Source organism: Streptomyces sp. MK7, from assembly GCF_032658145.1.
In the GTDB taxonomy this organism is placed as follows: Bacteria; Actinomycetota; Actinomycetes; order Streptomycetales; family Streptomycetaceae; genus Streptomyces; species Streptomyces spiralis.
Genome location: NZ_JAVACL010000001.1, coordinates 398,733 through 424,187, shown reverse-complemented (window position 1 = coordinate 424,187; position 25,455 = coordinate 398,733). Strand labels below are relative to the sequence as shown.

The window sequence follows — 25,455 nt, the reverse complement described above, 5'->3', positions numbered from 1 at the left end:
CCGTGGCGGCCTGGGCAGCGGAGGCTACCCGCCCACGGGCACCGGTCAGGTCTGCGCCATGTCCACGAACCGCGAGTAGTGGCCCTGGAAGGCGACCGTGATCGTCGCCGTCGGGCCGTTGCGGTGCTTGGCCACGATCAGGTCGGCCTCACCGGCGCGCGGCGACTCCTTCTCATAGGCGTCCTCGCGGTGGAGCAGGATGACCATGTCGGCGTCCTGCTCGATGGAGCCGGACTCGCGCAGGTCGGAGACCATCGGCTTCTTGTCGGTGCGCTGCTCGGGGCCACGGTTGAGCTGGGAGAGCGCGATGACCGGGACCTCCAGCTCCTTGGCCAGCAGCTTGAGGTTGCGGGACATGTCCGAGACCTCCTGCTGGCGGCTCTCGGCGCGCTTGGAGCCGCCGGACTGCATCAGCTGGAGGTAGTCGATGACGACCAGCTTGAGGTCGTTGCGCTGCTTCAGGCGCCGGCACTTGGCGCGGATCTCCATCATCGACAGGTTCGGGGAGTCGTCGATGTAGAGCGGAGCAGCCGAGACATCCGGCATGCGGCGGGCCAGCCGCGTCCAGTCCTCGTCGGTCATCGTGCCCGAGCGCATGTGGTGCAGGGCGACCCGGGCCTCCGCGGACAGCAGACGCATCGCGATCTCGTTGCGGCCCATCTCCAGGGAGAAGATGACGCTCGGCAGGTTGTGCTTGATCGACGCGGCCCGCGCGAAGTCCAGCGCGAGCGTCGACTTACCCATCGCAGGCCGTGCGGCGATGACGATCATCTGCCCCGGGTGCAGGCCGTTCGTCAGCGAGTCGAAGTCGGTGAACCCGGTGGGCACACCCGTCATCTCCCCGCTGCGCGAGCCGATCGCCTCGATCTCGTCGAGTGCGCCCTCCATGATGTCGCCCAGCGGCAGATAGTCCTCGCTGGTGCGCTGTTCGGTGACCGCGTAGATCTCGGCCTGGGCACGGTTGACGATCTCGTCGACGTCGTCGTCGGCCGCGTATCCCATCTGTGTGATCCGCGTACCCGCTTCGACCAGGCGGCGCAGGACCGCGCGCTCGTGGACGATCTCCGCGTAGTACGCGGCGTTGGCCGCCGTGGGCACGGTCTGCACCAGGGAGTGCAGATACGAGGCGCCGCCCACCTTGTTGATCTCACCGCGCTTGGTGAGCTCGGCGGCGATGGTGATGGGGTCGGCCGGCTCACCCTTGGCATAGACGTCGAGGATGGCCTGGTAGATCGTCTCGTGCGCGGGCTTGTAGAAGTCGTGGCCCTTGAGGATCTCGACGACGTCGGCGATGGCGTCCTTGGACAGGAGCATCCCGCCGAGGACGGACTGCTCCGCGTCGAGATCCTGCGGGGGGACGCGCTCGAACGACGAGCCGCTGTCCCACTTCCCGTCGTCCGGGCCGCGGTCGTGCTGTTCGTCGCGGCCGCGGACCTGGTCGGGCCGACGCCGGGAGGCGGGCAGACGATCACTGGGTCCGCTGCCGGCCCACGGGTCGTCCAGGGGCTCGGAAATGCTCACCGAGCGACCTCCTCCCGTCCGCCGAGCGGACCTCGCCGTGCCCCTCATTTCTACGGCACGGCACTGACAATTCGAGAAGCCCGACTCCGCTTCTGGCCCGTCTTTTTATGACGGTTTGGAAGCCTGCGGACGGAGCGCGCGCCGGACTACGGTAGGCCCCCGGGCACCGTCAGCCAATCTGGTTATCCACAGGCCATGTGGACGAGCGACCGGATGCTGTGGAGAACTCCCCCAAACCTGTGCACGACCCGGTGGACAGTGCTGTGAACAAGGCCTCGCCGAATTCCCCAGGACCCTTCTGACCTGCATCATTGCCGTCCACTGGCTGTGCAGAAGAAAAACTTTCCCCGTCGGACCAAGATCGGTTCGAACGGTGCGTACGAGTGCGCAGCACGAGACGACAAGTAAGGGGTGCAAGGCCTTTGCGTCACTTACCTGTGGACGATTAGATTGGTGCCCATGACACAGGCCCCCGCACGCCCTACGGCCGGCCGACGTCAGCACGACCGAGAGATCGTCGCGCTGGCCGTCCCGGCCTTCGGCGCCCTCGTCGCCGAGCCGCTTTTCGTCATGGCCGACAGCGCGATCGTCGGCCACCTCGGAACGGCGCAGCTCGCCGGACTCGGTGTCGCCTCGGCCCTGCTGACGACCGCCGTCAGCGTCTTCGTCTTCCTCGCCTACGCCACCACGGCCGCCGTCTCCCGACGTGTCGGCGCGGGTGATCTCCAGGCCGCCATCCGCCAGGGCATGGACGGCATCTGGCTGGCCCTGCTGCTCGGCGCTACCGTCATCGCGGTCGTCCTGCCCACTGCACCCGTCCTGGTCGACCTCTTCGGCTCCTCGCACACGGCAGCTCCGTACGCGACGACGTATCTGCGCATCTCCGCCCTGGGCATCCCGGCCATGCTCGTGGTGCTCGCCGCCACAGGTGTGCTGCGCGGACTGCAGGACACCCGGACACCGCTCTACGTCGCCGTCGTCGGCTTCATCGCCAACGCCGCCCTCAACGCAGGCCTCGTCTACGGCGCCGGACTCGGCATCGCAGGTTCCGCCTGGGGCACCGTCATCGCCCAGTGGGGCATGGCCGCCGTCTACCTCACCGTGGTCATCCGCGGAGCCCGCAGACACGCTGCCTCTCTGCGCCCGGACGCCGCCGGCATCAGGGCGTCCGCACAGGCCGGAGTTCCCCTGCTCGTCCGCACCCTCTCGCTACGGGCCATCCTGATGATCGCCACGGCGGTCGCTGCCCGCCTCGGCGACGCGGACATCGCCGCCCACCAGATCATCCTGTCCCTGTGGAGCCTGCTCGCCTTCGCGCTCGACGCGATCGCGATCGCCGGGCAGGCGATCATCGGGCGCTACCTCGGTGCCGACGATCCCCGGGGCGCGCGTGAGGCCTGCCGCCGCATGGTCCAGTGGGGCATGGCGGTCGGAGTCGTCCTCGGGCTCCTCGTGTTGGCAAGCCGCCCGCTCTTCCTGCCTCTGTTCACCAGCGACGCCGTGGTCAAGGACGCGGCGCTGCCCGCGCTGCTCATGGTGGCGCTCTCCCAGCCGATCTGCGGCGTGGTCTTTGTCCTCGACGGTGTGCTGATGGGTGCTGGAGACGGGCCTTACCTCGCGGGCGCCATGCTGGTGACCCTCGTGGTCTTCACGCCGGTGGCGCTGCTCGTGCCGATCCTCGGAGGCGGGCTCACGGCGCTCTGGGCTGCGATGACGCTGATGATGACCGTGCGATTGCTGACGCTGTGGCTGCGCTCGCGTTCGGGCCGCTGGATCGTCACCGGTGCGACGCGCTGACCGTTTCACGTGAAACACCATGCCTGTCAGGTTTCACGTGAAACACCCAGCGCCACATGGCGAGTGACGGCGGTGGAAAAAACGGGCCACGCCTGTGGAAAAGCCATCCATGGAAGCGCCACGCCCGTGGAAAGGGGCCGCACCCTCGATGGGTGCGGCCCCTTTCCCGACTGCTCAATCAGCGCGCAGCGCTCAGGCGGCGACGACCTCGATGCTGACCTTGGCGGCAACCTCGGGGTGCAGACGCACGGACGTCTCGTGGGCGCCCAGGGTCTTGATCGGCGCACCCAGCTCGATGCGACGCTTGTCGACCTCGGGACCACCGGCGGCCTTGATCGCCGAGGCGACGTCGGCCGGGGTGACGGAACCGAAGAGACGGCCGGCGTCGCCGGAGCGAACGGCCAGGCGGACCTTCACGCCCTCGAGCTGGGCCTTGACCTGGTTGGCCTGCTCGATGGTCTGGATCTCGTGGATCTTGCGAGCACGACGGATCTGCTCGACGTCCTTCTCGCCACCCTTGGTCCAGCGGATCGCGAACTTCCGCGGGATCAGGTAGTTGCGAGCGTAGCCGTCCTTGACGTCGACGACGTCGCCCGCGGCACCGAGGCCGGAGACCTCGTGGGTGAGGATGATCTTCATGAGTAGGTCACCCTTCCCTTAGCGCGCGGTGGACGTGTAGGGCAGCAGCGCCATCTCACGGCTGTTCTTGACGGCCGTGGCGACGTCACGCTGGTGCTGCGTGCAGTTGCCGGTCACGCGGCGGGCACGGATCTTGCCGCGGTCGGAAATGAACTTCCGCAGCATGTTCGTGTCCTTGTAGTCCACGTACGTGACCTTGTCCTTGCAGAAAGCGCAGACCTTCTTCTTAGGCTTGCGCACAGGCGGCTTCGCCATGGTGTTTCTCCTGTGTGATCAAGAAGTGTGGGTACGGCCCACCCCGACCCAGGCCCGGCCCCGGAAGGCCGGCCGCAGGCCTAGAAGGGGGGCTCGTCCGAGTAGCCGCCACCGCCGCCGGAGCCGCCACCCCAGCCGCCGCCCTGGTTGCCACCGGCGGGAGCGCCGGTCGCCCACGGGTCGTCGGCGGGAGCACCGCCGCCCTGCTGGCCACCGCCGGGGCCGCCGCCCCAGCCGCCGCCCGCCTGGCCGCCACCGCCGCCGTAGCCGCCCTGGCCCTGACCACCGCGGCCGCTGGTCTTGGTGACCTTGGCCGTGGCGTTGCGCAGGCTGGCGCCGACTTCCTCGACGTCCAGCTCGTAGACCGTGCGCTTGACGCCCTCACGGTCCTCGTAGGACCGCTGCTTCAGCCGGCCCTGCACGATCACGCGCATGCCTCGCTGGAGCGACTCGGCGACGTTCTCCGCCGCCTGGCGCCAGACCGAGCAGGTCAGGAAGAGGCTCTCGCCGTCCTTCCATTCGTTCGTCTGGCGGTCGAAGGTGCGGGGTGTGGACGCGACACGGAACTTCGCGACCGCCGCACCGGAGGGGGTGAAGCGCAGCTCGGGGTCGTCGACAAGATTGCCGATGACCGTGATGACGGTCTCGCCTGCCATGGGGAACCTCTCGGCGGGTGTGCTGCTGGCTGCTTGTGCTGCTACTCGAATCCCGAGACCGGCTGAGCGGGAGGGCTCAGTGGGTCTCGGGGCGGAGGACCTTGGTCCGGAGGACCGACTCGTTCAGGTTCATCTGGCGGTCGAGCTCCTTGACGACCGCAGGCTCGGCCTGCAGGTCGATGACCGAGTAGATGCCCTCGGGCTTCTTCTTGATCTCGTACGCGAGACGACGACGGCCCCAGGTGTCGACCTTCTCGACCTTTCCGCCGCCGTCACGGACGACAGAGAGGAAGTTCTCGATCAGCGGGGAGACAGCGCGCTCCTCGACGTCGGGGTCGAGGATGACCATCACCTCGTAGTGACGCATGTGGAACCCACCTCCTTTGGACTCAGCGGCCACGGTCGTTCCGTGGCAGGAGGGTTGTGATGCGTACGCAATCGTGCTTGCCAGTAAATCAGCCGGCACTGACAATCGGGGTCGGCCGACGGAATCTCCGGGCCGTCCCCAGGTTGCCCTGGCTTCGGTCCGGGCAGACACGAGTGCAGAGGGTACAGACTACCCGCACCCCCGCTTCCGGTTGAAATCGGGGCGCAGGACCCGGCAACCTGGACACCTCGGGTGTGCACGGCGCTACGATGCGCCGCTTTTCGCTGGAGGTGCCCATGGCACAGACGATGCGACCGAACACCGCCGCGAGCAACGGGCTCTTCGCCACGGACGGCAAGTCCCATCCGCTGCAGGACACCCTGCTCGCGGTGACCCTGGTGCTGGGTGTGCTCGCCTTCATCACCGGGCTCCTCTTCCACGGCCTGCATCTGGTCAGCTCCTGGGCCGGCCTGGCGGGCATCCTCACCGGGGCGTACGGCCAGTGGATCTCCGTGACCACGCGCGAGCGCTTCGGGCTGATCCTCGGCCTCGGCGCCGCCGCGATCGGCTTCTTCCTCGGCATGGCACACGGCGGCCTCTTCGGCGGTGTCATCAGCTGACGCCGGGCATCCCGGCCGCTCCTGTCCCGGACGGCGTCCGCCTGACCCCGCGGGCGCCGTCCGTCCGACCCGCAGCACGCCCCGGCCAATGGGCCGGGGCGAAGGTTGCGTGCGGCCAGAGTGCGCGCTCCCGGGGCGCAGTAGGCTTCGGCGCGAGAGCCGGAGCCCCTGAACCCATGGGGACACGCCAGCCCGAGGAGCGCCCCGAATGAGCCTGACCCTGAGGACCATCAGTCGAGAGCAGCATCTGGCCTACATCCAGAGTCTGCCGGCGGCGAGTCACATGCAGGTCCCGGCATGGGCGGACGTCAAGGCGGAGTGGCGCTCGGAGAATCTCGGCTGGTTCGACGACCGCACCGGCGAGATGGTCGGTGCGGGCCTGGTCCTCTACCGTCAGCTGCCCAAGATCAAGCGCTACCTCGCCTATCTGCCCGAGGGCCCGGTCATCAACTGGTTCGCGCCGAACCTCGACGACTGGATCCAGCCCATGCTGGCGCATCTGAAGCAGCAGGGTGCCTTCTCGGTGAAGATGGGCCCGCCGGTGATCATCCGCCGGTGGAACTCGGAGACCATCAAGAGGGGCATCCAGGACTCGGACGTCAAGCGCCTGCGCGACCTCGAGGCCGACTTCATCGAGCCCCGCGCCTTCGAGGTCGCCGACAAGCTGCGCCGTATGGGCTGGCAGCAGGGCGAGGACGGGGGCGCCGGCTTCGGCGACGTCCAGCCCCGCTACGTCTTCCAGGTGCCGCTCGCCAACCGGTCCCTGGAAGAGGTGCACAAGAACTTCAACCAGCTGTGGCGCCGCAACATCAAGAAGGCCGAGAAGGCGGGTGTCGAGGTCGTCCAGGGCGGCTACCACGACCTGGAGGAGTGGCAGCGGCTGTACGAGATCACGGCCGTGCGCGACCACTTCCGGCCGCGCCCGCTGTCGTACTTCCAGCGCATGTGGATGGCCCTCAACTCGGAGGACCCCAACCGCATGCGGCTGTACTTCGCCCGGCACAACGGCGTGAACCTGGCCGCGGCGACGATGCTGATCGTCGGTGGCCACGTCTGGTACTCCTACGGGGCCTCCGACAACATCGGCCGTGAGGTCCGCCCCTCGAACGCGATGCAGTGGCGGATGCTGCGCGACTCCTACGCCCTCGGCGCCACGGTCTACGACCTGCGCGGCATCTCCGACTCGCTGGACGAGACCGACCACCTGTTCGGCCTGATCCAGTTCAAGGTCGGCACCGGCGGGCAGGCCGCCGAGTACCTCGGCGAGTGGGACTTCCCGCTGAACAAGCTGCTCCACAAGGCACTCGACATCTACATGTCGCGTCGCTGACCTCGCGTTCTCCGCATCGACACCGTCGCCAATCCCCACACTTCTGATTCACCGCAGCCACGAGAAAGGTTCCGGGTCCGGCCATGGCGCTCACGCTCTACGTCGACACCGCGCGCTGGCGGGCGCACCACAAGCACGTGCAGGAGCAGTTCCCGGGGCTGGTCCCGGTCTGCAAGGGCAACGGCTACGGCTTCGGCCACGAGCGGCTGGCGGAGGAGGCCACCCGGCTCGGCTCGGACGTCCTCGCCGTCGGCACGACCTACGAGGCCGCACGGATCAAGGACTGGTTCGGCGGCGACCTGCTGGTGCTGACGCCCTACCGGCGCGGCGAGGAGCCCGTGCCGCTGCCCGACCGGGTGATCCGCTCGGTGTCGTCGGTCGACGGCGTGTACGGCCTCGTCGGCGCGCGCGTCGTCATCGAGGTGATGTCCTCGATGAAGCGGCACGGCGTGAGCGAGCAGGACCTGCCCCAGCTGCACGCCGCCATCGAGAACGTCCGCCTGGAGGGCTTCGCCATCCATCTGCCGCTGGACCGCACCGACGGCTCGGACGCCGTCGAGGAGGTGATCGGCTGGATGGACCGGCTGCGCGCGGCACGGCTTCCGCTGCACACGATGTTCGTCAGCCACCTCAAGGCCGAGGAGCTCGCCCGGCTGCAGCAGCAGTTCCCGCAGACCCAGTTCCGCGCCCGCATCGGCACGCGGCTGTGGCTCGGTGACCACGAGGCCACCGAGTACCGCGGCGCGGTCCTGGACGTCACACGGGTGGCCAAGGGCGACCGCTTCGGCTACCGCCAGCAGAAGGCGGCCTCCGACGGCTTCCTCGTCGTCGTGGCGGGCGGCACGTCGCACGGAGTGGGCCTGGAGGCACCCAAGGCGCTGCACGGCGTCATGCCGCGCGCCAAGGGCGTGGCACGGGCCGGGCTGGCCACGGTGAACCGGAACCTCTCGCCGTTCGTCTGGGGCGGCAAGCAGCGCTGGTTCGCCGAGCCCCCGCACATGCAGGTCTCCATCCTGTTCGTGCCCTCGGACGCGCCGGAGCCGAAGGTCGGGGACGAACTGGTGGCCCATCTGCGGCACACCACCACGCAGTTCGACCGGCTCGTGGACCGCTGAGCGGCCCAGCCACGCCGAAGGCCGTACACGATGCCTGCCGTGTACGGCCTTCGCTCTTCCTGAAGCCCCCTCAGCGCCGTTCGCTCACAGCGAACGGTCGTCGGGTGGGGCCGGGATCCGACTGCCCCACTCCACCGGGGGCCCGTCGAAGTGTGCCGCGTGGAGCCGGGAATGGCCTGAGGTGCCGAGGACGAAGGCATCCGGCGCACCGTCGAGGACACCGCCCGAAGGATCGTCGTCCCCGCCGCGGCGCACCACGTCCCGCTCCGGCATCAGGATGTCGCGGACGACGACCGCGCACAGGTACACCGTCCCCGCCAGATGCACGGCGATCGCCCAGTGATAGCCGTCGGTCGGCAGTCCCTTGTGCGCGTCCCCGCTGGTCGTGTACGCGAGGTACATCCAGATGCCGAGGAAGTACGCCACCTCGCAGGCCTGCCAGATGAGGAAGTCCCGCCACTTCGGACGGGCCAGCACCGCGAGCGGGACCAGCCACAGCACGTACTGCGGTGAGTAGACCTTGTTGGTGAGGATGAACGCCGCCACCACCAGGAAGGCCAGCTGGGCGAAGCGCGGGCGGCGGGGAGCGAACAGGGCCAGCGCCGCGATACCGAGGAAGCACAGCACCACCAGCAGCGTGGCCACGGTGTTGACGAAGTCGGTGCTGGGCGGACTGCTGGAGTTCTGGGCCCAGATCAGCCAGAAGGAGCCGAAGTCGACGCCCCGGTCGTGGCTGAACCTGTAGAACTGCCACCAGCCGTCGGAGGCGAAGGCCATCACCGGCACGTTCACCAGCAACCAGGCGACGACCGCTCCCGCCAGGGCCTTGCCGAAGTCCCGCCATCGGCCCGCCCGCCAGCAGAGCACGAGCAGGGGGCCGAGCAGCAGCACCGGGTAGAGCTTGGCGGCCGTGGCGAGCCCCAGCAGGACGCCGAAGGCGAGGGAGCGCCGCCGGGACCACATCAGCATCGCGGCGGCCGTCAGGGCGACCGCCAGCAGGTCCCAGTTGATGGTCGCGGTCAGCGCGAAGGCCGGCGCCAGAGCCACCAGCAGACCGTCCCAGGGCCGCCGGGCATGCGTGCGGACCACACAGACGGCGATGACGGCCGCGCAGACCATCAGCATCCCGGCGTTGGCCATCCAGTACCACTGCTCCTGGTGCTGGATGGTGCCGCTGTGCGGGGTCAGCCAGGAGGCCACCTCCATGAACACACCGGTCAGCACCGGATACTCGAGGTACGGCATGTCGCCGGTGAGCTTGTCGAAGTAGGGCACGAGACCGTCGGCGAAGCCGCGCCCCTGATAGAGGTGCGGGATGTCCGAGTAGCAGGCCTTCGTGTACTGCGAGCTGGCCCCGAAGAACCAGGCACTGTGGTAGCAGGGCGCCTTCTGGACCAGTCCGAGGGCGAACATGCCGATCGCGACGAGCGCGACGACCCGCACCGGAGTCCACCAGGACGTCCCGAGCAGGGCGCGCCGCCCGGTAGGACCGCCGATCAGCTCGCTGCCGGCCGCGGCGACCTCGTCCTCCCTGGTCGGCCGCACCGGGCCGGGGGCGGGCTCGTGCACGCTCGCTTGCGTCGATTCAGCACTGGGCATGCCGCCATCCTGCCGTACGCGTCTCGGAAAAGCCGTGGGCCGCCGCACCTGGACGGTGCGACGGCCCATGTTTCACGTGAAACGTCCTTACCGGACGGCGCCGGATCGAGGACTCACGGCCTCACGGCTAATTGCTCGTGCCTCCGAAGAAGCCGCCGTTTCCGTTGCCCCGGGTGGTGCCTCCGGTGCTGGTCTCCGTGGCGGTGGGCGTCGGGGAGGGGAAGCCTCCGTCCGTGCCGCCGGTGTCGGTGCCTCCGGTGCCGTTGCCGCCGTTCTGACCGCCGGTGTCCGAGCAGCCGAAGAAGCCACAGTTCGACTGGGTCGGCGTGGGCGACGGGCTGGTGTTCGTCGCGCTGGGCGTGGGCGTCGGCGTCGGGCTCGACTCCTGGGTCTGGGTGGCCGAGGGAGTGGGCGTGGGGCTGGGAGCGGCGTTGACGATCTCCCCGATGGGCTCGGGCGCCGGGAACGGCTCGGCCGACTGGCCCTTGAGCGCCTGGAACATGTAGTCGTGCCAGATCTGAGCCGGGAACGAGGCACCGTGGATCTTCTTCTGGCCGCCCGTTCCGTACATCTTCAGGAAGGTGCGCGACTTGTTCTTCTCGTTGTCGTCCATCCGGAACATGCTGATGGCGGTGGACAGCTGCCGGGTGTAGCCCACGAACCAGGCGGACTTGTTGCCGTCGGTGGTGCCCGTCTTGCCGGCCACCTCGCGACCGGGCAGCTGGGCGTTGGTACCCGTTCCCCTCTCGACGACGGTCTTGAGGACGTCCGTCACATTGTCGGCGACCGCCGCGGTGAAGGCCTGCTTCGTGCTGCTCGTGTGCTTGTAGACCGGCCCGTCCTTGCTCTTGACCTCCAGGACGGAGAACGGGTCGTTCTGCTTGCCGCTGGCCGCGAACGTGGCGTAGGCGCCGGCCATGCGGATCGCGCTGGGGTCGGAGATACCGATGGAGAAGGACGGGTAGCTGGTGCCGGCCAGGCTGTCCTCCTTCAGACCCGCGTCCAGGGCCGCCTGCTTGACCTTGTCCAGACCCACGTCCATGCCCAGCTGGACGAACGCGGAGTTCACCGACTCCCGCATCGCCTCGCGCAGATCGATCATGTAGTTCGGGGGGTTCCCGTAGGACTCATTGCCGTCGTTGGTCTGCAGCCACTCCTCGCCCTTCTCGTTCTTCCAGACCGTCCCGTCGTAGTCCTTGATCTTGAGCTTGTTCTTGCCGCTGAAGCGGCTCTTGGGCGAGACCTGCGTCCGTTCGTCCTGCGCCTGCGTCGGGTCCCCGTGAGGGTCGCGGACGCCGTCCCGCATCGCTGCCGCCAGCACGAACGGCTTGAAGGTCGAGCCCACCTGCGCGCCGGTGGCGTCGGCGTTGTCGGTGAAGTGCTTCGTCCAGTCCTCACCGCCGTAGATCGCCTTGATGGCCCCCGTGGCCGGGTCCACCGAGGCACCGCCGAACTGGACGTGGGTGTCGGTGTCCGGACGTTCCTTCGGCTTGATGTTGGCCTTCTGGACCTTCTCGACCGCGCTCTTGAGCTCGTTGACCTTCTTCTTGTCGAAGGTCGTCTTGATCGTGTAGCCGCCCAGCTGCAGCTGCTCCTGGGTGATGTGCGTCTCGTCGCTGTGGGCGACCAGATAGCTGTTGGCCAGGTCGACGAGGTAGCCGATCTGACCGCTCAGCCTGGTGTTGGACCGCGGGTTCTCCCAGTGGGGGAGCCTGGTGTACTTGGCCCGTTCGGCGGCGCTCAGATGGCCGTACTTGACCATCTTGTCCAGGGTGTCCTGCATCTGTGCCGTGGCGCGCCTGGCGTTGGCCTCGGGCGTGGCGGCCGGGTCGATGGAGACGGAGCCGGCCGGGTCGTAGTACGTGGCGCCCTTGAGCGTCGCCGCGAGGAAGGCGCACTCACCCGGGTTCAGCTGGATGGCCTCCTTGTTGAAGTACGCACGCGCGGCCGCCTGGATGCCGTACGCCCCCCGGCCGTAGTACGCGGAGTTCAGGTAGCCGGCCAGGATGTCGTCCTTCTTGACGGTGGCGCCCACCTTGATCGAGATGAAGATCTCCTTGAACTTGCGGGAGACCGTCTGGGACTGGTCGTCCAGCCGCGCGTTCTTGACGTACTGCTGGGTGATCGTGGAACCACCCTGCGTCTGACCGCCGGTGGCCATGTTGAAGACCGCGCGGGCGATGCCCTTGGGGTCGATGCCGCTGTCGGTGTAGAAGGTCTTGTTCTCCTGCGAGATGACCGCCCACCGCATCGCCTCGGGGATCTGCGAGAGGTTGACGATCTGGCGGTTCGTCTCACCGCCCGTCGCGACCATCGGCGACCCGTCGGACCAGAGGTAGACGTTGTTCTGCGCCGTCGCGGTCTGGGCGACGTTGGGCACGCTCACCATCGCGTAGCCGATGCCGGCCACCGCCACCAGGCTCCCGATGAAGCCGATGAACAGTCCGGAGACCAGCTTCCAGGACGGCACCCAGCGACGCCAGCCGTACCTGCCCGCCCGCGGGTAGTCGATGAACCGCTTCCTGGCGGGGGGACCCGTGCGCCCCCGGCCGCGCCCCGGCCCGTTCGGGCCGCCGGGGCCGGCCCCTCTGCGCCGGCCACCGCTTCTCTGCGCCGCCCGGCGGGCCTCGGCGCGCCCGCCGGCCGGGCGGCCCTCACCTCCCGCACCGTACGAGCCCGACCCGTAGGACGTGGACCCATAGGAGTCGGCAGGTGACCCGGTGGCGCCTCGCGGTGCCGCACGGCGGCCGGAGGACGAACCGGACTGGCCGCGTCGGGCCGCGGCACGTCCGCCTCCCTGCGGCTGCGGCGGTTTGCGACGGTGCTCGCTCATCGAACGACTACTCCTCGGGCAGGCGCACCTTTGCGCGCCTGGAAACGGCGGCTGGTTTCCGGTCCCCCCGAAGTACGGATGTGGCCGGTCGCGCATTCACCCGTACTGCACCGGGGACGAGGACGTCCCCAGGCGTCACTCGGTTCCCGGTGGTCTGCATGGCGCACAGACTACGCACCGCCGAAACCCACCGGGTCCCGAAGTTCACCCCAAATCAGGCAACTTGCCTGCACCGAAACAGTGATGTGATCCCGTTCACCATGTCACCCCTTGTCGCATGCGCAGCGCCGTTCTATCGTCGTGATGTATCGAGTCGATACATCAGGGCGACATAAAGACCGTCACGGCACCCGGGGTGGCCCGCCACCACCGGGTCGCGGCAGAGAGGAGGCGACAGTGGGCCGGCGTTCCGGAATCCTCGAGTTCGCCGTACTCGGCCTGCTCCGCGAGTCCCCGATGCACGGCTATGAGCTGCGCAAACGACTCAATACGTCACTGGGTGTGTTCCGTGCGTTCAGCTACGGGACGCTCTACCCCTGCCTCAAGACGCTGGTCGCGAACGGCTGGTTGATCGAGGAGCCGGGGAGCACCTCCGAGGACACCGTCGCGGCTGCACTCGCGGGACGTCGCGCCAAGATCGTCTACCGGTTGACGGCAGAAGGTAAGGAGCACTTCGAGGAGCTGCTCTCCCAGACGGGCCCCGACACGTACGACGACGAGCACTTCGCCGCGCGCTTCGCCTTCTTCGGGCAGACGTCGCGCGACGTACGCATGCGCGTGCTCGAGGGCCGCCGCAGTCGGCTGGAGGAGCGCCTGGAGAAGATGCGTGCCTCCCTCGCGCGCACCCGGGAGCGCCTCGACGACTACACCCTCGAGCTCCAGCGCCACGGGATGGAGTCCGTGGAGCGCGAAGTGCGCTGGCTGAACGAGCTCATCGAGAGCGAGCGGGCCGGACGGGACCTGAAGGGTTCCGCCACCGGGGGGACCGCTCAGCAGGACACCACCAATGGAGCGACGGGCGGCCTGCCCCGGACCGGGGACCCTTCCCGGCCGGATACGCCCGGCGACACCGCCACGTGAGGTCCCGTCGGGGCTTCACCGAGTACACACAGGGAGCAACCGGAATGGGTTCGGTTCGCGTAGCCATCGTCGGCGTGGGCAACTGCGCCGCATCGCTGGTGCAGGGCGTCGAGTACTACAAGGACGCCGACCCGGCGTCCAAGGTCCCGGGCCTGATGCACGTGCAGTTCGGCGACTACCACGTGCGGGACGTCGAGTTCGTCGCCGCGTTCGACGTCGACGCGAAGAAGGTCGGCCTGGACCTCGCGGACGCCATCGGCGCGTCCGAGAACAACACCATCAAGATCTGCGACGTCCCCTCCACCGGTGTGACGGTGCAGCGCGGCCACACCCTGGACGGTCTCGGCAAGTACTACCGCCAGACCATCGAGGAGTCCGCCGAGGAGCCGGTCGACGTCGTCCAGGTCCTCAAGGACAAGCAGGTCGACGTCCTGGTCTGCTACCTGCCGGTCGGCTCCGAGGACGCGGCGAAGTTCTACGCCCAGTGCGCCATCGACGCCAAAGTCGCCTTCGTCAACGCCCTCCCGGTCTTCATCGCCGGCACCAAGGAGTGGGCGGACAAGTTCACCGAGGCGGGCGTGCCGATCGTCGGTGACGACATCAAGTCGCAGGTCGGCGCCACCATCACGCACCGCGTCATGGCGAAGCTGTTCGAGGACCGCGGCGTCATCCTGGACCGCACGATGCAGCTGAACGTCGGCGGCAACATGGACTTCAAGAACATGCTCGAGCGCGAGCGCCTGGAGTCCAAGAAGATCTCCAAGACCCAGGCCGTCACCTCCCAGATCCCCGACCGGGACCTCGGCGAGAAGAACGTCCACATCGGCCCGTCCGACTACGTGGCCTGGCTCGACGACCGCAAGTGGGCCTACGTCCGCCTGGAGGGCCGTGCCTTCGGCGACGTTCCGCTGAACCTGGAGTACAAGCTCGAGGTCTGGGACTCCCCGAACTCCGCCGGTGTCATCATCGACGCCCTGCGCGCCGCGAAGATCGCCAAGGACCGCGGCATCGGCGGCCCGATCCTGTCGGCGTCCTCGTACTTCATGAAGTCCCCGCCGGTCCAGTACTTCGACGACGAGGCCCGCGAGAACGTCGAGAAGTTCATCCGCGGCGACGTCGAGCGCTGAAAAACCGCTCCTGCCAGGGCTGTTGGGTCCCCGGGCCGGGTACGCCACGCGTACCGGACCCGGGGACCCTTCCCGTATGTGAGGCTGTGCCTCATGGCCGTCGTCCGTGACCTGCGCGTCCTGCTGCGCTTCAAGGATTTCCGGCGCCTTCTCGCCATACGGCTGCTCTCCCAGGGCGCCGACGGCGTGTACCAGGTCGCGCTCGCCACCTACGTCGTCTTCTCCCCGGAGCATCAGGCCTCGGCCGCCGCGGTCGCCTCGGCGATGGCGGTGCTGCTGCTGCCGTACTCCCTGGTCGGCCCCTTCGCCGGGGTCCTGCTGGACCGCTGGCGGCGCCGCCAGGTCTTCCTTTACGGCAATCTGGTGCGCGCGGTGACGGCGGCGGCGGCGGCCGTGCTGATGGTGGCCGCCGTCCCGGACTGGCTGTTCTACGTCTCGGCGCTGTGCGTCACCGCCGTCAACCGCTTCGTCCTCGCGGGGCTGTCCGCGGCGCTGCCTCGGGTGGTCGACGCCGAGCGGCTGGTGATGGCCAACTCCCTGTCGCCCACGGCGGGCTCCCTGGCGGCCTTCGCGGGCGGCGGTCTCGCCTTCCTCGTGCGCCTGGTGGGTGCGGACTCCGACGCGGTCGTGGTGCTGCTCGGCGCCGCCCTCTATCTGTGCTCGGCCCTCGTGTCACTGCTGATGGCTCCGGAGCTGCTCGGCCCCGACCGTGGCCCGGCGCGGCCGCGACTGGGCGCCGCGCTGACCGGCACCGCACGCGAGCTGGCGGCCGGCGTACGCCATCTCGTGGCGCCGCCCCGCAGGGCGGCGGCCCGGGCGCTGGCCTCGATGACGCTGATGCGGTTCTGCTACGGCGCGCTCACGGTCATGGTGCTGATGCTGTGCCGCTACGGCCTGACGTCCGGCACCGGTGAGGGCCTGCGGCTGCTCGGACTGGCACTGGGGTTCTCCGGTGCCGGATTCTTCGCCGCGGCGGTGGTGACCCCGTGGGCGGCGGGACGGCTGGGCCCGGCCCGCTGGATCGCCGTGTGCGCCGGCTCGGCCGCCGTCCTGGAGGCCGCCCTCGGCCTTCCGTTCGCCACCGGCCCGCTGCTGGTCGCGGCCTTCGTCCTGGGGCTGACCACCCAGGGGGCCAAGATCTCCACGGACACGATCGTGCAGTCGGTGATCCAGGACGGCTTCCGCGGCCGGGTCTTCTCCGTGTACGACGTGTTGTTCAACGTCGCCTTCGTGGGCGCCGCGGGCGTCGCCGCGCTGATGCTGCCACCGGACGGCCGCTCGGCCGTGCTCGTGGTCACGGTGGCCGTGATCTACGGGGTCGTTGCGGGAGCTATGGCCCGGTTTGAACGCCAGTAAGTGTCACATCAATGACACAGACCCCCTACGGAGTACTGGGTTGTCACTGGCGGACTGTAGCTTACGTGCGTCTTATCTCGACGCCATGTCCGCGTCATCCTGTCTATGTTCCAGGGGGACTCCCACGTGACCACTCCGCCGCCCCAGGGCCAGAACCCGTACGCCCAGGCGCCCTCCGCTCCGATGGGGCAGCAGCCCGGCCAGCCGTACCCCCCGCAGCAGCAGCCCTACGCCCCGTTCCCGCAGCAGCAGGGCGCACCGGTTCCGCCGCCGCCCGCGCCGACGAGGCGCGGCAGCAAGAAGACACTGCGCATCGTGGGCGGTGTCCTCGTCGCCGTCCTCGTCGCCCTGCTGAAGTTCGGCGGCGCCCTGGGGCTGGGCTGGTTCCTGGGCCGCGACGACGCGGAGACCACCTCGGTGGGCGCCTGCATGCACAACGACGGCACGATGAGCGACCCGGATCTCAAGGAGGTCGACTGCTCGTCCAGTGGGGCGCAGTACAAGGTGGTCCAGAAGTTCGACGGCTCCACCGACGAGGACAAGTGCCAGGCCGTCACCGACGCGACGATCTCCTACGTCCAGTACGGCGGCGGTCACGACGTGGTGCTCTGCCTGAAGGAAAGCAAGTAGCACACCGCTCGACTCACGACGGAGGGGCGACGTTTCACGTGAAACGTCGCCCCTCTCGCATCCCCGGGGCCATGTTTCACGTGAAACATGGCCCCGGGGCATGCACTCAGCCCTGCTCGGCCCACCATTCCTTCAGGGCCGCCACCGCCGCGTCGTGCCCCATCGGGCCGTTCTCGAGGCGGAGCTCCAGCATGTGCTTGTAGGCGCGGCCGACGGCCGGTCCGGGCTTGATGCCCAGGATCTCCATGATCTGATTGCCGTCGAGGTCCGGGCGGATCGCGTCCAGCTCCTCCTGCTCCTGCAACTGGGCGATGCGCTTCTCCAGGCCGTCGTAGGCGTGGGAGAGAGCGGCCGCCTTGCGCCTGTTGCGCGTGGTGCAGTCGGAGCGGGTCAGCTTGTGGAGGCGGTCCAGGAGCGGTCCGGCGTCGCGGACATAACGGCGGACCGCGGAGTCCGTCCACCCGCTGGTGCCGTAGCCGTGGAACCGCAGGTGCAGTTCGACGAGACGGGAGACGTCCTTCACCAGCTCGTTGGAGTACTTCAGGGCGGTCATGCGCTTCTTGGTCATCTTCGCGCCGACCACCTCGTGGTGGTGGAAGGAAACCCGGCCGTCGTTCTCGAAGCGCCGGGTGCGCGGCTTGCCGATGTCGTGCAGCAGCGCGGCCAGCCGCAGCGTGAGGTCGGGGCCGTTCTCCTCCAGGGCCATCGCCTGCTCCAGGACGATCAGCGTGTGGTCGTAGACGTCCTTGTGCCGGTGGTGCTCGTCGCTCTCCAGACGCAGGGCCGGCAGCTCGGGCAGCACCCGGTCGGCGATCCCCGTGTCGACGAGAAGGGACAGGCCCTTGCGCGGGTGGGTGGACAGGATCAGCTTGTTGAGTTCGTCCCGTACGCGTTCGGCGGAGATGATCTCGATACGCCCGGACATCTCCTTCATCGCCGTGACGACCTCGGGCGCGACGTCGAAGTCGAGCTGGGCGGCGAAACGCGCGGCCCGCATCATGCGCAGCGGGTCGTCGGAGAACGACTCCTCGGGCGTTCCGGGGGTGCGCAGCACGCGCGTCGCAAGGTCCTCCAGGCCACCGTGCGGGTCGATGAACCTCTTCTCCGGCAGGGCCACCGCCATCGCGTTGACGGTGAAGTCCCGGCGGACGAGGTCATCCTCGATGGAGTCGCCGTAGGACACCTCGGGCTTGCGCGAGGTGCGGTCGTAGGCCTCGGACCGGTAGGTCGTCACCTCGATCTGGAAGGACCGATCGGCCTCTTCGACGCGGGCCTGCTTCTGGGCGCCGACCGTGCCGAAGGCGATGCCGACGTCCCACACCGCGTCCGCCCAGGGCCGCACGATCTTCAGGACGTCCTCGGGACGGGCGTCGGTCGTGAAGTCCAGGTCGTTGCCGAGCCGGCCGAGCAGCGCGTCCCGGACCGAGCCGCCGACCAGGGCGAGCGAGAACCCGGCCTCCTGGAAACGGCGCGCGAGGTCGTCGGCGACGGGGGCCACTCGCAGCAGTTCGCTCACCGCGCGCTGCTGCGCCTGGCTCAGGGCAGAGGAAGTGTCATCGTTGGCGTTCGGCACAACAGAAAAGGGTACGTGGCCCGGGCGCCGGGCCGCCGCGACATAACGCGCCCGACCGCGGCGACGTCCACGGGCAGCCGGCTTCTGCTCATTCCTTTGCTCACTCCTCGCACCGCGCCCACCTCTCCGCCGTGCACAAGCCTCGTGTTTGTGACGTACTGGACAGCATCCCCGGATAGGGGCATATCCAGGGCGCCCTCGCCTTGCCGCCGATCTTGTGGCCGCCTCCGTGGCACTTCCTCTCGGCGCGCATCGTTACCATGCGTGGACGCACATTCCGACGACCACTGACGACGACGAGGGACGGGCGAGCGCGTGGCCGAGGCGGCAGACTTCCAGGGGACCAGTCCCTCACCTGCCCGCCGCCTGCTGCGGCGGGCCGGGACACTGCTCGCCGGGGCGCCCCTGCTGGCCGGTCTGCTCCAGTTCTCGGCCGCTCCCAGTGCGCATGCCACCGGTCAGGACTCGCTCCGGGCCGCCTCCGGCTCGCGCACGGTGGCCGTCTCCCTCGACTCGCTCAGTCCCAGTGCCCCCTCGGACGACGACACGCTGACCGTCTCGGGCACCGTGACGAACAACGGCAAGCAGCCGGTCACCGACGCCCATGTGGGTCTGCGTGTCGGCCAGGAACTGGGCACCCGCTCCGCGATCGACGACGTCGCCCGGCGGACCGATTTCGTACCGATCGCCGACGGCCCGGAGATCGGCGACAAGTACGCCCAGAGGTTCGCCGAGCTCGCCCCCGGCGTCGCCGAGCACTTCAGCATCTCCGTACCGGTCGACAAGCTGAACCTGGGCGCGGACGGGGTCTACGAGTTCTCCGTCTCGCTGTCCGGCCAGACATCCGCGCAGCCATGGGAGCAGGTGCTGGGCATCCAGCACACCTTCCTGCCCTGGCAGGCCGACGAAGCGGACACGAAGACGAAGACGACGTTTCTGTGGCCGCTGGTGTCCACCGCCCATATGACGGCGGAGACGGGCCCCGGCACGCAGCAGACCCCGGTCTTCCTCAACGACGACCTCGCCAAGGACCTCGCCCCCGGCGGCCGGCTGGAGCGGATGCTGACCCTGGGCAAGGATCTCGACGTCACCTGGGTGATCGACCCGGATCTGCTGGCGTCCGTCGACGCCATGACGCGCAACTACCGCGTCCAGACGAAGGCCGGCTCCACCCCGGTCGCCGGCACCCACCAGGCCGTGGCCAAGCAGTGGCTCGACGCACTGCAGCAGGCGGTGGCGGGCAAGGAAGTCGTGGCGCTGCCCTTCGCCGACCCGGACCTGGCCTCCATCGCCCACAGCGGCACGAGCGTCGCCGGATCGCTGAGCCAGCTCAAGGACGCCACCGACGTCGCCGGCAGCACGGTGGAGACCGTGCTCCACGTGAAGCCCGACACGGACTTCGCCTGGCCGGTGGACGGTGCCGTCGACCCGGCGATCATCAGGGTCGCCACCTCCGCGGGGGCGGACAAGGTCATCGCACGCAGCGACAGCATCCAGGAGTCCGACGCCCTGACCTACACGCCCTCCGCGGCCCGCCCGGTCGGCGGGGGCACCACGGCCGTCGTCACCGACGCACGGATGTCGAAGGCGTTCGAGGGTGACATGACGCGGGCCGGCGCCGGCACGCTCGCCGTGCAGCGTTTCCTGGCCCAGAGCCTCGCGCTGAACAACCAGACGAGCAAGCAGCGCAGCGTCGTCGTCGCCCCGCAGCGCATGCCCAGCGCGAGCCAGGCGCAGGTCATGGCGCAGGCCCTGACCGCTCTCCAGCAGAGCACCTGGTCCCAGCCCCAGAACCTGGCCGCGGCGGCCAAGGCCAAGCCGGACCCCGCGGCCACGACCACGATCCCCTCGACCTCGGACTACCCCTCCTCACTGCGCAAGCGTGAGCTCCGGCACTCCGCCTTCGCGGTGATCGCCAGGACGCAGGACAAGGTCGACAACTTCAAGGTCGTACTCACCGACCAGTCCCGGGTCGTCACGCCGTTCGGACGGGCCATGAACCGCGAGATGTCCACGTCGTGGCGGGGCCGGAAGAGCGCGGCGGAGAGCTTCCGGGGCGAGGTGGAGGCCTACCTCGACGACCTCACCGACGAGGTCAAGCTGATCGACAAGTCGGAGACGAAGCTCTCCGGCCACAGCGCCACGATCCCCGTGACCGTGCAGAACAACCTGGTGCAGGGCGTCGACCATCTGGTGCTGCGGCTCACCTCGACCAACCCCACCCGCCTCAAGATCGGCGGCGAGGCCTACGCGGAACAGCAGGTGGCGGTCTCCGGCGGCCACAGCCAGTCCGTGAAGTTCACCACGTCGGCCAACGCCAACGGCCCCGTGACGGTGATCGCCCAGCTGTACACGCAGGACGGCCAGGTGTACGGCGCGCCCGTCACCTTCGACGTGAAGGTCACCGAGATCACCGCCACCGTGATGCTGGTCATCGGCGGTGGGGTGCTGCTCCTCGTCCTCGCCGGCTTCCGCATGTACACCCAGCGCAAGCGGGCGGCGGCCAGGGAGAAGGCCGAGGACGCGCAGGAGACGAAGGACGCCGAGGACGGCTCCGGCGGCCCCGACGAGTCCGCCTCGAGCGCGGCCGGACCGGAGACAGGCGGATCGGAGAACCCCGAGACCCCCGCCGAACGTCTCACGGAAGAGTCGGGCTCCCGTTCCCGGGCAGATGCCCCGGAGCAGGCGAGTGACCCGGCACCGGACACCGCAGCGGAAAGCGCAGACCCGTCCGGCACGGGTGAGAAAGTGGACCGTTGAGGATGTCGTGGCCCGGAGGGCCCGGGACGATGAGGTGGGGTAAGCATGAACGCGCCGTACGACGGTGACCGCGGCCAGGCCGTGGGCGGCTCGGGTCACCACGACGCACCGCCCCCCGAACACGGTCAGATGCCGCAGCAGCCTCCGGCGGACACGTACCTCCAGGACGCCTACACCGAGGACCCCTACCAGGCGCAGGACCTGACCGCTCAGGACCCGGTCGGCGAGGCGCTGTACGACCGTGCCGCGCACCCACCGCCGCCCGCGGGCACGTACGGGCCGCAGCAGCCTCTGTACGGCAGCCCGCCACCGTCGCCGTACGCCCCCGACCCTCGCGTCTGGGCGCAGACCCCACCGCCGGAGCCGTCCGGAACCACCCAGTACCTGCCGTACGGCGAGGATCCGCGCACCACGCAGTTCGTGGGCGTCGACGACCTGGTCAGCCACTCCGGCGAGGAGCACCACGAACCGGACGCCTTCGCCCACCTCTTCCGCGACCAGCAGCAGGGCGGCTACCAGGACCCGCGCCAGGCCGGCTACCAGAACCCCGGGCCGCAGGGCTACGACCCCCGGCAGGGGGGCTACCAGCCCCCGTCCCCCGGTCCGCACGGCTACCAGACCCCGCAGGCGATGGACGGGCGCCCGTCCATGGACGCTCCCTCGGTACCCGGTCCCGCTCCGGCCCCGATGGGCACCTTCGCTCCACCCTCCGCAGCCGCCCCCGCGCCCGCCCCGGCGAAGAAGGGCGGAAAGGCCTCCGGCCTGCTGAAGTCGAGTGCGGTGATGGCGGCGGGCACCCTGGTCTCCCGCCTCACCGGGTTCATCCGTTCCGCGCTGATCGCATCGGCGCTGGGCATCGGCCTGCTCGGCGACACCTTCCAGGTCGCCTACCAGCTGCCGACCATGATCTACATCCTGACCGTCGGCGGCGGCCTCAACTCGGTCTTCGTCCCACAGCTCGTCCGCTCCATGAAGGAGGACGAGGACGGCGGCGAGGCCTACGCCAACCGGCTCCTGACGCTGGTCATGATGGCTCTCAGCGTGCTCACCGTGGTCGCCGTGCTCGGAGCCCCCTATCTGATCCGCCTGCTGTCCGACTCCGTCGCCGGCTACCAGCCGGCGAACGAGGTCGGCGTCACCTTCGTCCGGTACTTCCTGCCCTCGATCTTCTTCATGGGCATCCACGTGGTCATGGGGCAGGTCCTCAACGCGCGCGGGAAGTTCGGCGCGATGATGTGGACGCCGGTGCTGAACAACATCGTCATCATCATCACGCTCGGCACATTCATCTGGGTGTACGGCAGCGCCGCGCACTCCGGGATGGAGGTCACCAACATCCCGCCCGAAGGACAGCGCCTGCTCGGCGTCGGCGTCCTGCTCGGCATGGTCGTGCAGTCCCTGGCGATGATCCCGTATCTGCGCGAGTCCGGATTCCGGTTGCGTCCGCGGTTCGACTGGCGAGGCCACGGCCTGGGCAAGGCCATGACGCTGGCCAAGTGGACCGTGTTGTTCGTCCTCGCGAACCAGGCCGGCGCGCTCGTCGTCACCCAGCTGTCCACGTCGTCGGGCAACCAGGCGCACATCGACGGCACCGGCTTCGCCGCCTACGCCAACGCCCAGCTGATCTGGGGCCTGCCGCAGGCCATCATCACCGTCTCCCTGATGGCGGCCCTGCTGCCGCGGATCTCCCGCTCGGCCAATGAGGGCGACGCCGGCGCCGTCCGCGACGACATCTCACAGGGCCTGCGCACCACGGCCGTCGCCATCGTCCCGGTCGCCTTCGCCTTCGTCGCCCTCGGCGTCCCCATCTGTACGCTGATCTTCGGCTCCGCCGGCACCGGCGCTGCCACGAACACGGGCTACATGCTGATGGCCTTCGGCCTCGGGCTGATCCCGTACTCCGTGCAGTACGTCGTCCTGCGCGCCTTCTACGCCTACGAGGACACCCGCACCCCCTTCTACAACACGGTCATCGTGGCCGCGGTCAACGCGAGCGCCTCGGGCCTGTGTTACTTCCTGCTCCCGGCCCGCTGGGCCGTGATCGGCATGTCCGCCTCCTACGGTCTCGCCTACGCCATCGGCGTGGGCGTCGCCTGGAACCGGCTGCGCAAGCGGCTCGGCGGCGACCTCGACGGGGCGCGTGTGATGCGGACGTACACCCGGCTGTGCATCGCGGCGGTACCGGCGGCGCTGCTCAGCGGTGCGGCCTGCTACGCCATCGGCCACTCCCTCGGCCAGGGCGTCGTCGGGTCGTTCGCCGCGCTGCTGGTCGGCGGAGCCCTGCTGCTGGGCGTCTTCTTCGTCGCCGCCCGCCGGATGCGCATCGAGGAGCTCAACTCGCTCGTCGGCATGGTCCGCGGCCGTCTGGGACGTTGAGGCGGGGGTACACGCACAACCATCGTCCGCAGCTGTGTGTCGTGCATAGCGTCGGACTGTGGGCACAATTGGTTTCGGCGTCGGACAGCGCGCGATGGATGGGGAGGCAGGAGCGACGGTGGCGGAACGGAGCACGGCTGCCGTCGACGTGGCAGACAACAGCGGCGACAAGTCGCTGACCGCCGAGGCGGACCAGTCCACGGCCGACGGGGTGGCCCAGAACCGGGAGCGGGACACGGACAACGACGAGGCACAGGGGAACGCCGGGACCGAGCCTCCCGGAAGGAAGGCCTCACCGCCTGAACTGCACAGCGGTCACAAGCTGGCCAGACGCTACCGTCTCGAGGAGTGCGTCACCCGTCTGGACGGATTCAGCAGTTGGCGAGCGGTGGACGAGAAACTCCGCCGTGCCGTCGGCGTGCACGTCCTGCCCGCGGACCACGGCCGCGCCCGCGCCGTGCTGGCCGCGGCCCGCTCCTCCGCCCTGCTGGGCGACCCCCGCTTCGTCCAGGTCCTCGACGCCGTCGAGGAGAACGACCTCGTCTACGTCGTCCACGAATGGCTGCCGGACGCCGTCGAACTGACGACACTGCTCTCCGCCGGGCCGCTGGAGCCGCACGACGCCTACCAGTTGGTCAGCCAGGTCGCCTCCGCCATGGCCGCGGCGCACCGCGAGGGCCTCGCGCATCTGCGCCTGAACCCCAACGCCGTGCTGCGCGCCTCCACCGGCCAGTGGCGCATCCGCGGCCTCGCCGTGAACGCCGCGCTGCGTGGCATCAGCTCCGACACCCCGCAGCGCACCGACACCGAGGCGATCGGCGCCCTGCTGTACGCGGCGCTCACGCAGCGCTGGCCGTACGAGAACGACGCCTACGGGCTGACCGGCCTGCCCAAGGACATCGGCCTCATCGCCCCCGACCAGGTGCGCGCCGGTATCCATCGCGGTCTGTCCGAGCTCTCCATGCGCGCCCTCGCCAACGACGGTGCCACCGCCTCCCGCCACGAGTCCCCGTGCACCACTCCGGAGGAACTGGTGAAGGCGATCGGTGAGATGCCGCGGATCCGTCCGCCGGAGCCCTCGTTCACCACGCCGCCGGAGTACCAGGGCACTTCCTACCAGCAGGGCACATACGGTCGTCCGGCCCCGCACCCCGGTGCCGGCCAGCCGGTCCCGGCTCCGCCGCCCGCACTGCAGAGCCGCACCGGCAAGGCCCTCAAGTGGGCCGTCTCCGCCCTCCTCATCGCCGCTCTGGGCCTGGGCAGCTGGCAGCTCGCCGACGCCCTCATGGACCAGGGCGGAAAGTCCACCAAGGACAGCCAGACTCAGACAGAGGACGGCGGCAACAAGAACGAGAACCAGCCGAAGCCGGCCCAGCCGATCGCCATCAGCAGCGTCCGGGACTTCGACCCGTTCGGAGACGGCTCCGAGAAGTCGTCCGACACGGGCAAGGTCGCTGACGGTGATCCGAGCTCGTACTGGCAGACCGACTACTACACGAGTGCGGACTTCGGGAGGCTGAAGTCGGGGCTGGGCGTCATTCTCGATCTCGGCAAGGTCCAGCAGGTCGGCACGGTGACCGTCTCGTTCGTCGGGTCGACGTCCGTCGAACTGCGTGCCGCGAGCGGGGACAGGGGTGCCGAGCCGACATCCTTCGGGAGCTATGCCAAGGTCGCCTCGGGTTCCGGCACGAGCGTGACACTCAAGCCCGCTCGCCCCCTCACCGCGCGCTACCTCCTGGTCTGGCTCACGAAGCTGCCGTTGCAGACGGACGGGACCTACCGGGCCAGAGTGGCGGACATCAAGGTGACCTCCTGATCAGG

Annotated in this window: 19 protein-coding genes; 11 read left to right on the top strand and 8 right to left on the bottom strand. The window is 69.2% G+C overall.

Features of this window, described 5'->3' with window-relative positions; all coding sequences use genetic code 11:
* Positions 1 to 45 precede the first annotated feature (45 nt).
* Positions 46 to 1,521 carry a replicative DNA helicase gene (gene dnaB, locus R2S09_RS01900; protein ID WP_316739389.1) on the bottom strand — a complete coding sequence of 492 codons (1,476 nt, stop codon included), beginning with the start codon at positions 1,519 to 1,521 and terminating at the stop codon, positions 46 to 48.
* Between the two features lie 459 nt (positions 1,522 to 1,980).
* Between dnaB and R2S09_RS01895 the strand changes: the two genes are divergently transcribed.
* Positions 1,981 to 3,318, top strand: coding sequence for an MATE family efflux transporter (locus tag R2S09_RS01895; protein WP_316739388.1), 1,338 nt, complete (start codon positions 1,981 to 1,983; stop codon positions 3,316 to 3,318).
* A gap of 192 nt (positions 3,319 to 3,510) precedes the next feature.
* Here the strand turns inward: R2S09_RS01895 and rplI are convergent, their stop codons facing one another.
* The 4 genes from rplI to rpsF all read right to left on the bottom strand — a co-directional run bounded on the left by rplI (position 3,511) and on the right by rpsF (position 5,235).
* Positions 3,511 to 3,957 carry a 50S ribosomal protein L9 gene (gene rplI, locus R2S09_RS01890; RefSeq protein ID WP_030168569.1) on the bottom strand — a complete coding sequence of 149 codons (447 nt, stop codon included), beginning with the start codon at positions 3,955 to 3,957 and terminating at the stop codon, positions 3,511 to 3,513.
* A gap of 18 nt (positions 3,958 to 3,975) precedes the next feature.
* Positions 3,976 to 4,212, bottom strand: a complete 237-nt coding sequence (gene rpsR / locus R2S09_RS01885; protein ID WP_003949403.1) for a 30S ribosomal protein S18 — start codon at positions 4,210 to 4,212, stop codon at positions 3,976 to 3,978.
* Between the two features lie 80 nt (positions 4,213 to 4,292).
* A complete protein-coding gene (locus R2S09_RS01880; RefSeq protein WP_306184537.1) occupies positions 4,293 to 4,868 on the bottom strand; it encodes a single-stranded DNA-binding protein in 576 nt (191 codons plus the stop codon).
* A gap of 76 nt (positions 4,869 to 4,944) precedes the next feature.
* On the bottom strand, positions 4,945 to 5,235 hold the full coding sequence (gene rpsF, locus R2S09_RS01875) for a 30S ribosomal protein S6 (RefSeq protein ID WP_003991486.1): 291 nt from the start codon (positions 5,233 to 5,235) through the stop codon (positions 4,945 to 4,947).
* A 296-nt stretch (positions 5,236 to 5,531) separates the two neighbouring features.
* On the opposite strand from rpsF, the gene R2S09_RS01870 reads away from it, so the two are divergent.
* The 3 genes from R2S09_RS01870 (at position 5,532) to R2S09_RS01860 (ending at position 8,300) form a co-directional block, all read left to right on the top strand.
* The gene (locus R2S09_RS01870; protein WP_306184540.1) at positions 5,532 to 5,855 is read left to right on the top strand and encodes a hypothetical protein; all 324 of its coding nucleotides are present in this window, start codon (positions 5,532 to 5,534) and stop codon (positions 5,853 to 5,855) included.
* 208 nt (positions 5,856 to 6,063) lie between these two features.
* Entirely contained in the window at positions 6,064 to 7,185 is a 1,122-nt protein-coding gene (gene femX / locus R2S09_RS01865; RefSeq protein WP_306184542.1) for a peptidoglycan bridge formation glycyltransferase FemX, read from the top strand.
* An 83-nt stretch (positions 7,186 to 7,268) separates the two neighbouring features.
* The gene (locus R2S09_RS01860; RefSeq protein ID WP_306184544.1) at positions 7,269 to 8,300 is read left to right on the top strand and encodes an alanine racemase; all 1,032 of its coding nucleotides are present in this window, start codon (positions 7,269 to 7,271) and stop codon (positions 8,298 to 8,300) included.
* A gap of 84 nt (positions 8,301 to 8,384) precedes the next feature.
* On the opposite strand, the gene R2S09_RS01855 is transcribed toward R2S09_RS01860, so the two are convergent.
* Positions 8,385 to 9,899, bottom strand: coding sequence for a glycosyltransferase family 87 protein (locus R2S09_RS01855; RefSeq protein ID WP_306184546.1), 1,515 nt, complete (start codon positions 9,897 to 9,899; stop codon positions 8,385 to 8,387).
* Between the two features lie 127 nt (positions 9,900 to 10,026).
* A complete protein-coding gene (locus tag R2S09_RS01850) occupies positions 10,027 to 12,732 on the bottom strand; it encodes a transglycosylase domain-containing protein (RefSeq protein WP_306184548.1) in 2,706 nt (901 codons plus the stop codon).
* Positions 12,733 to 13,128: 396 nt separating this feature from the next.
* On the opposite strand from R2S09_RS01850, the gene R2S09_RS01845 reads away from it, so the two are divergent.
* The 4 genes from R2S09_RS01845 (at position 13,129) to R2S09_RS01830 (ending at position 16,925) form a co-directional block, all read left to right on the top strand.
* Positions 13,129 to 13,812, top strand: a complete 684-nt coding sequence (locus R2S09_RS01845; protein ID WP_306184550.1) for a PadR family transcriptional regulator — start codon at positions 13,129 to 13,131, stop codon at positions 13,810 to 13,812.
* Positions 13,813 to 13,856: 44 nt separating this feature from the next.
* Entirely contained in the window at positions 13,857 to 14,939 is a 1,083-nt protein-coding gene (locus tag R2S09_RS01840; protein WP_030168547.1) for an inositol-3-phosphate synthase, read from the top strand.
* Between the two features lie 93 nt (positions 14,940 to 15,032).
* A complete protein-coding gene (locus R2S09_RS01835; RefSeq protein WP_316739378.1) occupies positions 15,033 to 16,295 on the top strand; it encodes an MFS transporter in 1,263 nt (420 codons plus the stop codon).
* A 126-nt stretch (positions 16,296 to 16,421) separates the two neighbouring features.
* Positions 16,422 to 16,925 (top strand): hypothetical protein, encoded by a 504-nt coding sequence (locus R2S09_RS01830; RefSeq protein ID WP_306184553.1) that lies wholly within the window; start codon positions 16,422 to 16,424, stop codon positions 16,923 to 16,925.
* Between the two features lie 106 nt (positions 16,926 to 17,031).
* On the opposite strand, the gene R2S09_RS01825 is transcribed toward R2S09_RS01830, so the two are convergent.
* Positions 17,032 to 18,498, bottom strand: a complete 1,467-nt coding sequence (locus R2S09_RS01825; protein WP_316739375.1) for a CCA tRNA nucleotidyltransferase — start codon at positions 18,496 to 18,498, stop codon at positions 17,032 to 17,034.
* Between the two features lie 315 nt (positions 18,499 to 18,813).
* On the opposite strand from R2S09_RS01825, the gene R2S09_RS01820 reads away from it, so the two are divergent.
* The 3 genes from R2S09_RS01820 (at position 18,814) to R2S09_RS01810 (ending at position 25,450) form a co-directional block, all read left to right on the top strand.
* Positions 18,814 to 21,258: a DUF6049 family protein gene (locus R2S09_RS01820; protein ID WP_316739374.1), complete on the top strand. Its 2,445-nt coding sequence runs from the start codon at positions 18,814 to 18,816 to the stop codon at positions 21,256 to 21,258.
* 45 nt (positions 21,259 to 21,303) lie between these two features.
* Positions 21,304 to 23,634, top strand: a complete 2,331-nt coding sequence (gene murJ, locus R2S09_RS01815; RefSeq protein WP_316739372.1) for a murein biosynthesis integral membrane protein MurJ — start codon at positions 21,304 to 21,306, stop codon at positions 23,632 to 23,634.
* 118 nt (positions 23,635 to 23,752) lie between these two features.
* A complete protein-coding gene (locus R2S09_RS01810) occupies positions 23,753 to 25,450 on the top strand; it encodes a protein kinase family protein (RefSeq protein ID WP_316739371.1) in 1,698 nt (565 codons plus the stop codon).
* Positions 25,451 to 25,455 lie beyond the last annotated feature (5 nt).

What these genes read in the sequence shown, in the direction of transcription:
- R2S09_RS01895 (WP_316739388.1), top strand. Translation starts at nt 1,981, where the DNA reads ATGACACAGGCCCCCGCACGCCCTACGGCCGGCCGACGTCAGCACGAC.
- rplI (WP_030168569.1), bottom strand. Translation starts at nt 3,957, where the DNA reads ATGAAGATCATCCTCACCCACGAGGTCTCCGGCCTCGGTGCCGCGGGC.
- rpsR (WP_003949403.1), bottom strand. Translation starts at nt 4,212, where the DNA reads ATGGCGAAGCCGCCTGTGCGCAAGCCTAAGAAGAAGGTCTGCGCTTTC.
- R2S09_RS01880 (WP_306184537.1), bottom strand. Translation starts at nt 4,868, where the DNA reads ATGGCAGGCGAGACCGTCATCACGGTCATCGGCAATCTTGTCGACGAC.
- rpsF (WP_003991486.1), bottom strand. Translation starts at nt 5,235, where the DNA reads ATGCGTCACTACGAGGTGATGGTCATCCTCGACCCCGACGTCGAGGAG.
- R2S09_RS01870 (WP_306184540.1), top strand. Translation starts at nt 5,532, where the DNA reads ATGGCACAGACGATGCGACCGAACACCGCCGCGAGCAACGGGCTCTTC.
- femX (WP_306184542.1), top strand. Translation starts at nt 6,064, where the DNA reads ATGAGCCTGACCCTGAGGACCATCAGTCGAGAGCAGCATCTGGCCTAC.
- R2S09_RS01860 (WP_306184544.1), top strand. Translation starts at nt 7,269, where the DNA reads ATGGCGCTCACGCTCTACGTCGACACCGCGCGCTGGCGGGCGCACCAC.
- R2S09_RS01855 (WP_306184546.1), bottom strand. Translation starts at nt 9,899, where the DNA reads ATGCCCAGTGCTGAATCGACGCAAGCGAGCGTGCACGAGCCCGCCCCC.
- R2S09_RS01850 (WP_306184548.1), bottom strand. Translation starts at nt 12,732, where the DNA reads ATGAGCGAGCACCGTCGCAAACCGCCGCAGCCGCAGGGAGGCGGACGT.
- R2S09_RS01840 (WP_030168547.1), top strand. Translation starts at nt 13,857, where the DNA reads ATGGGTTCGGTTCGCGTAGCCATCGTCGGCGTGGGCAACTGCGCCGCA.
- R2S09_RS01835 (WP_316739378.1), top strand. Translation starts at nt 15,033, where the DNA reads ATGGCCGTCGTCCGTGACCTGCGCGTCCTGCTGCGCTTCAAGGATTTC.
- murJ (WP_316739372.1), top strand. Translation starts at nt 21,304, where the DNA reads ATGAACGCGCCGTACGACGGTGACCGCGGCCAGGCCGTGGGCGGCTCG.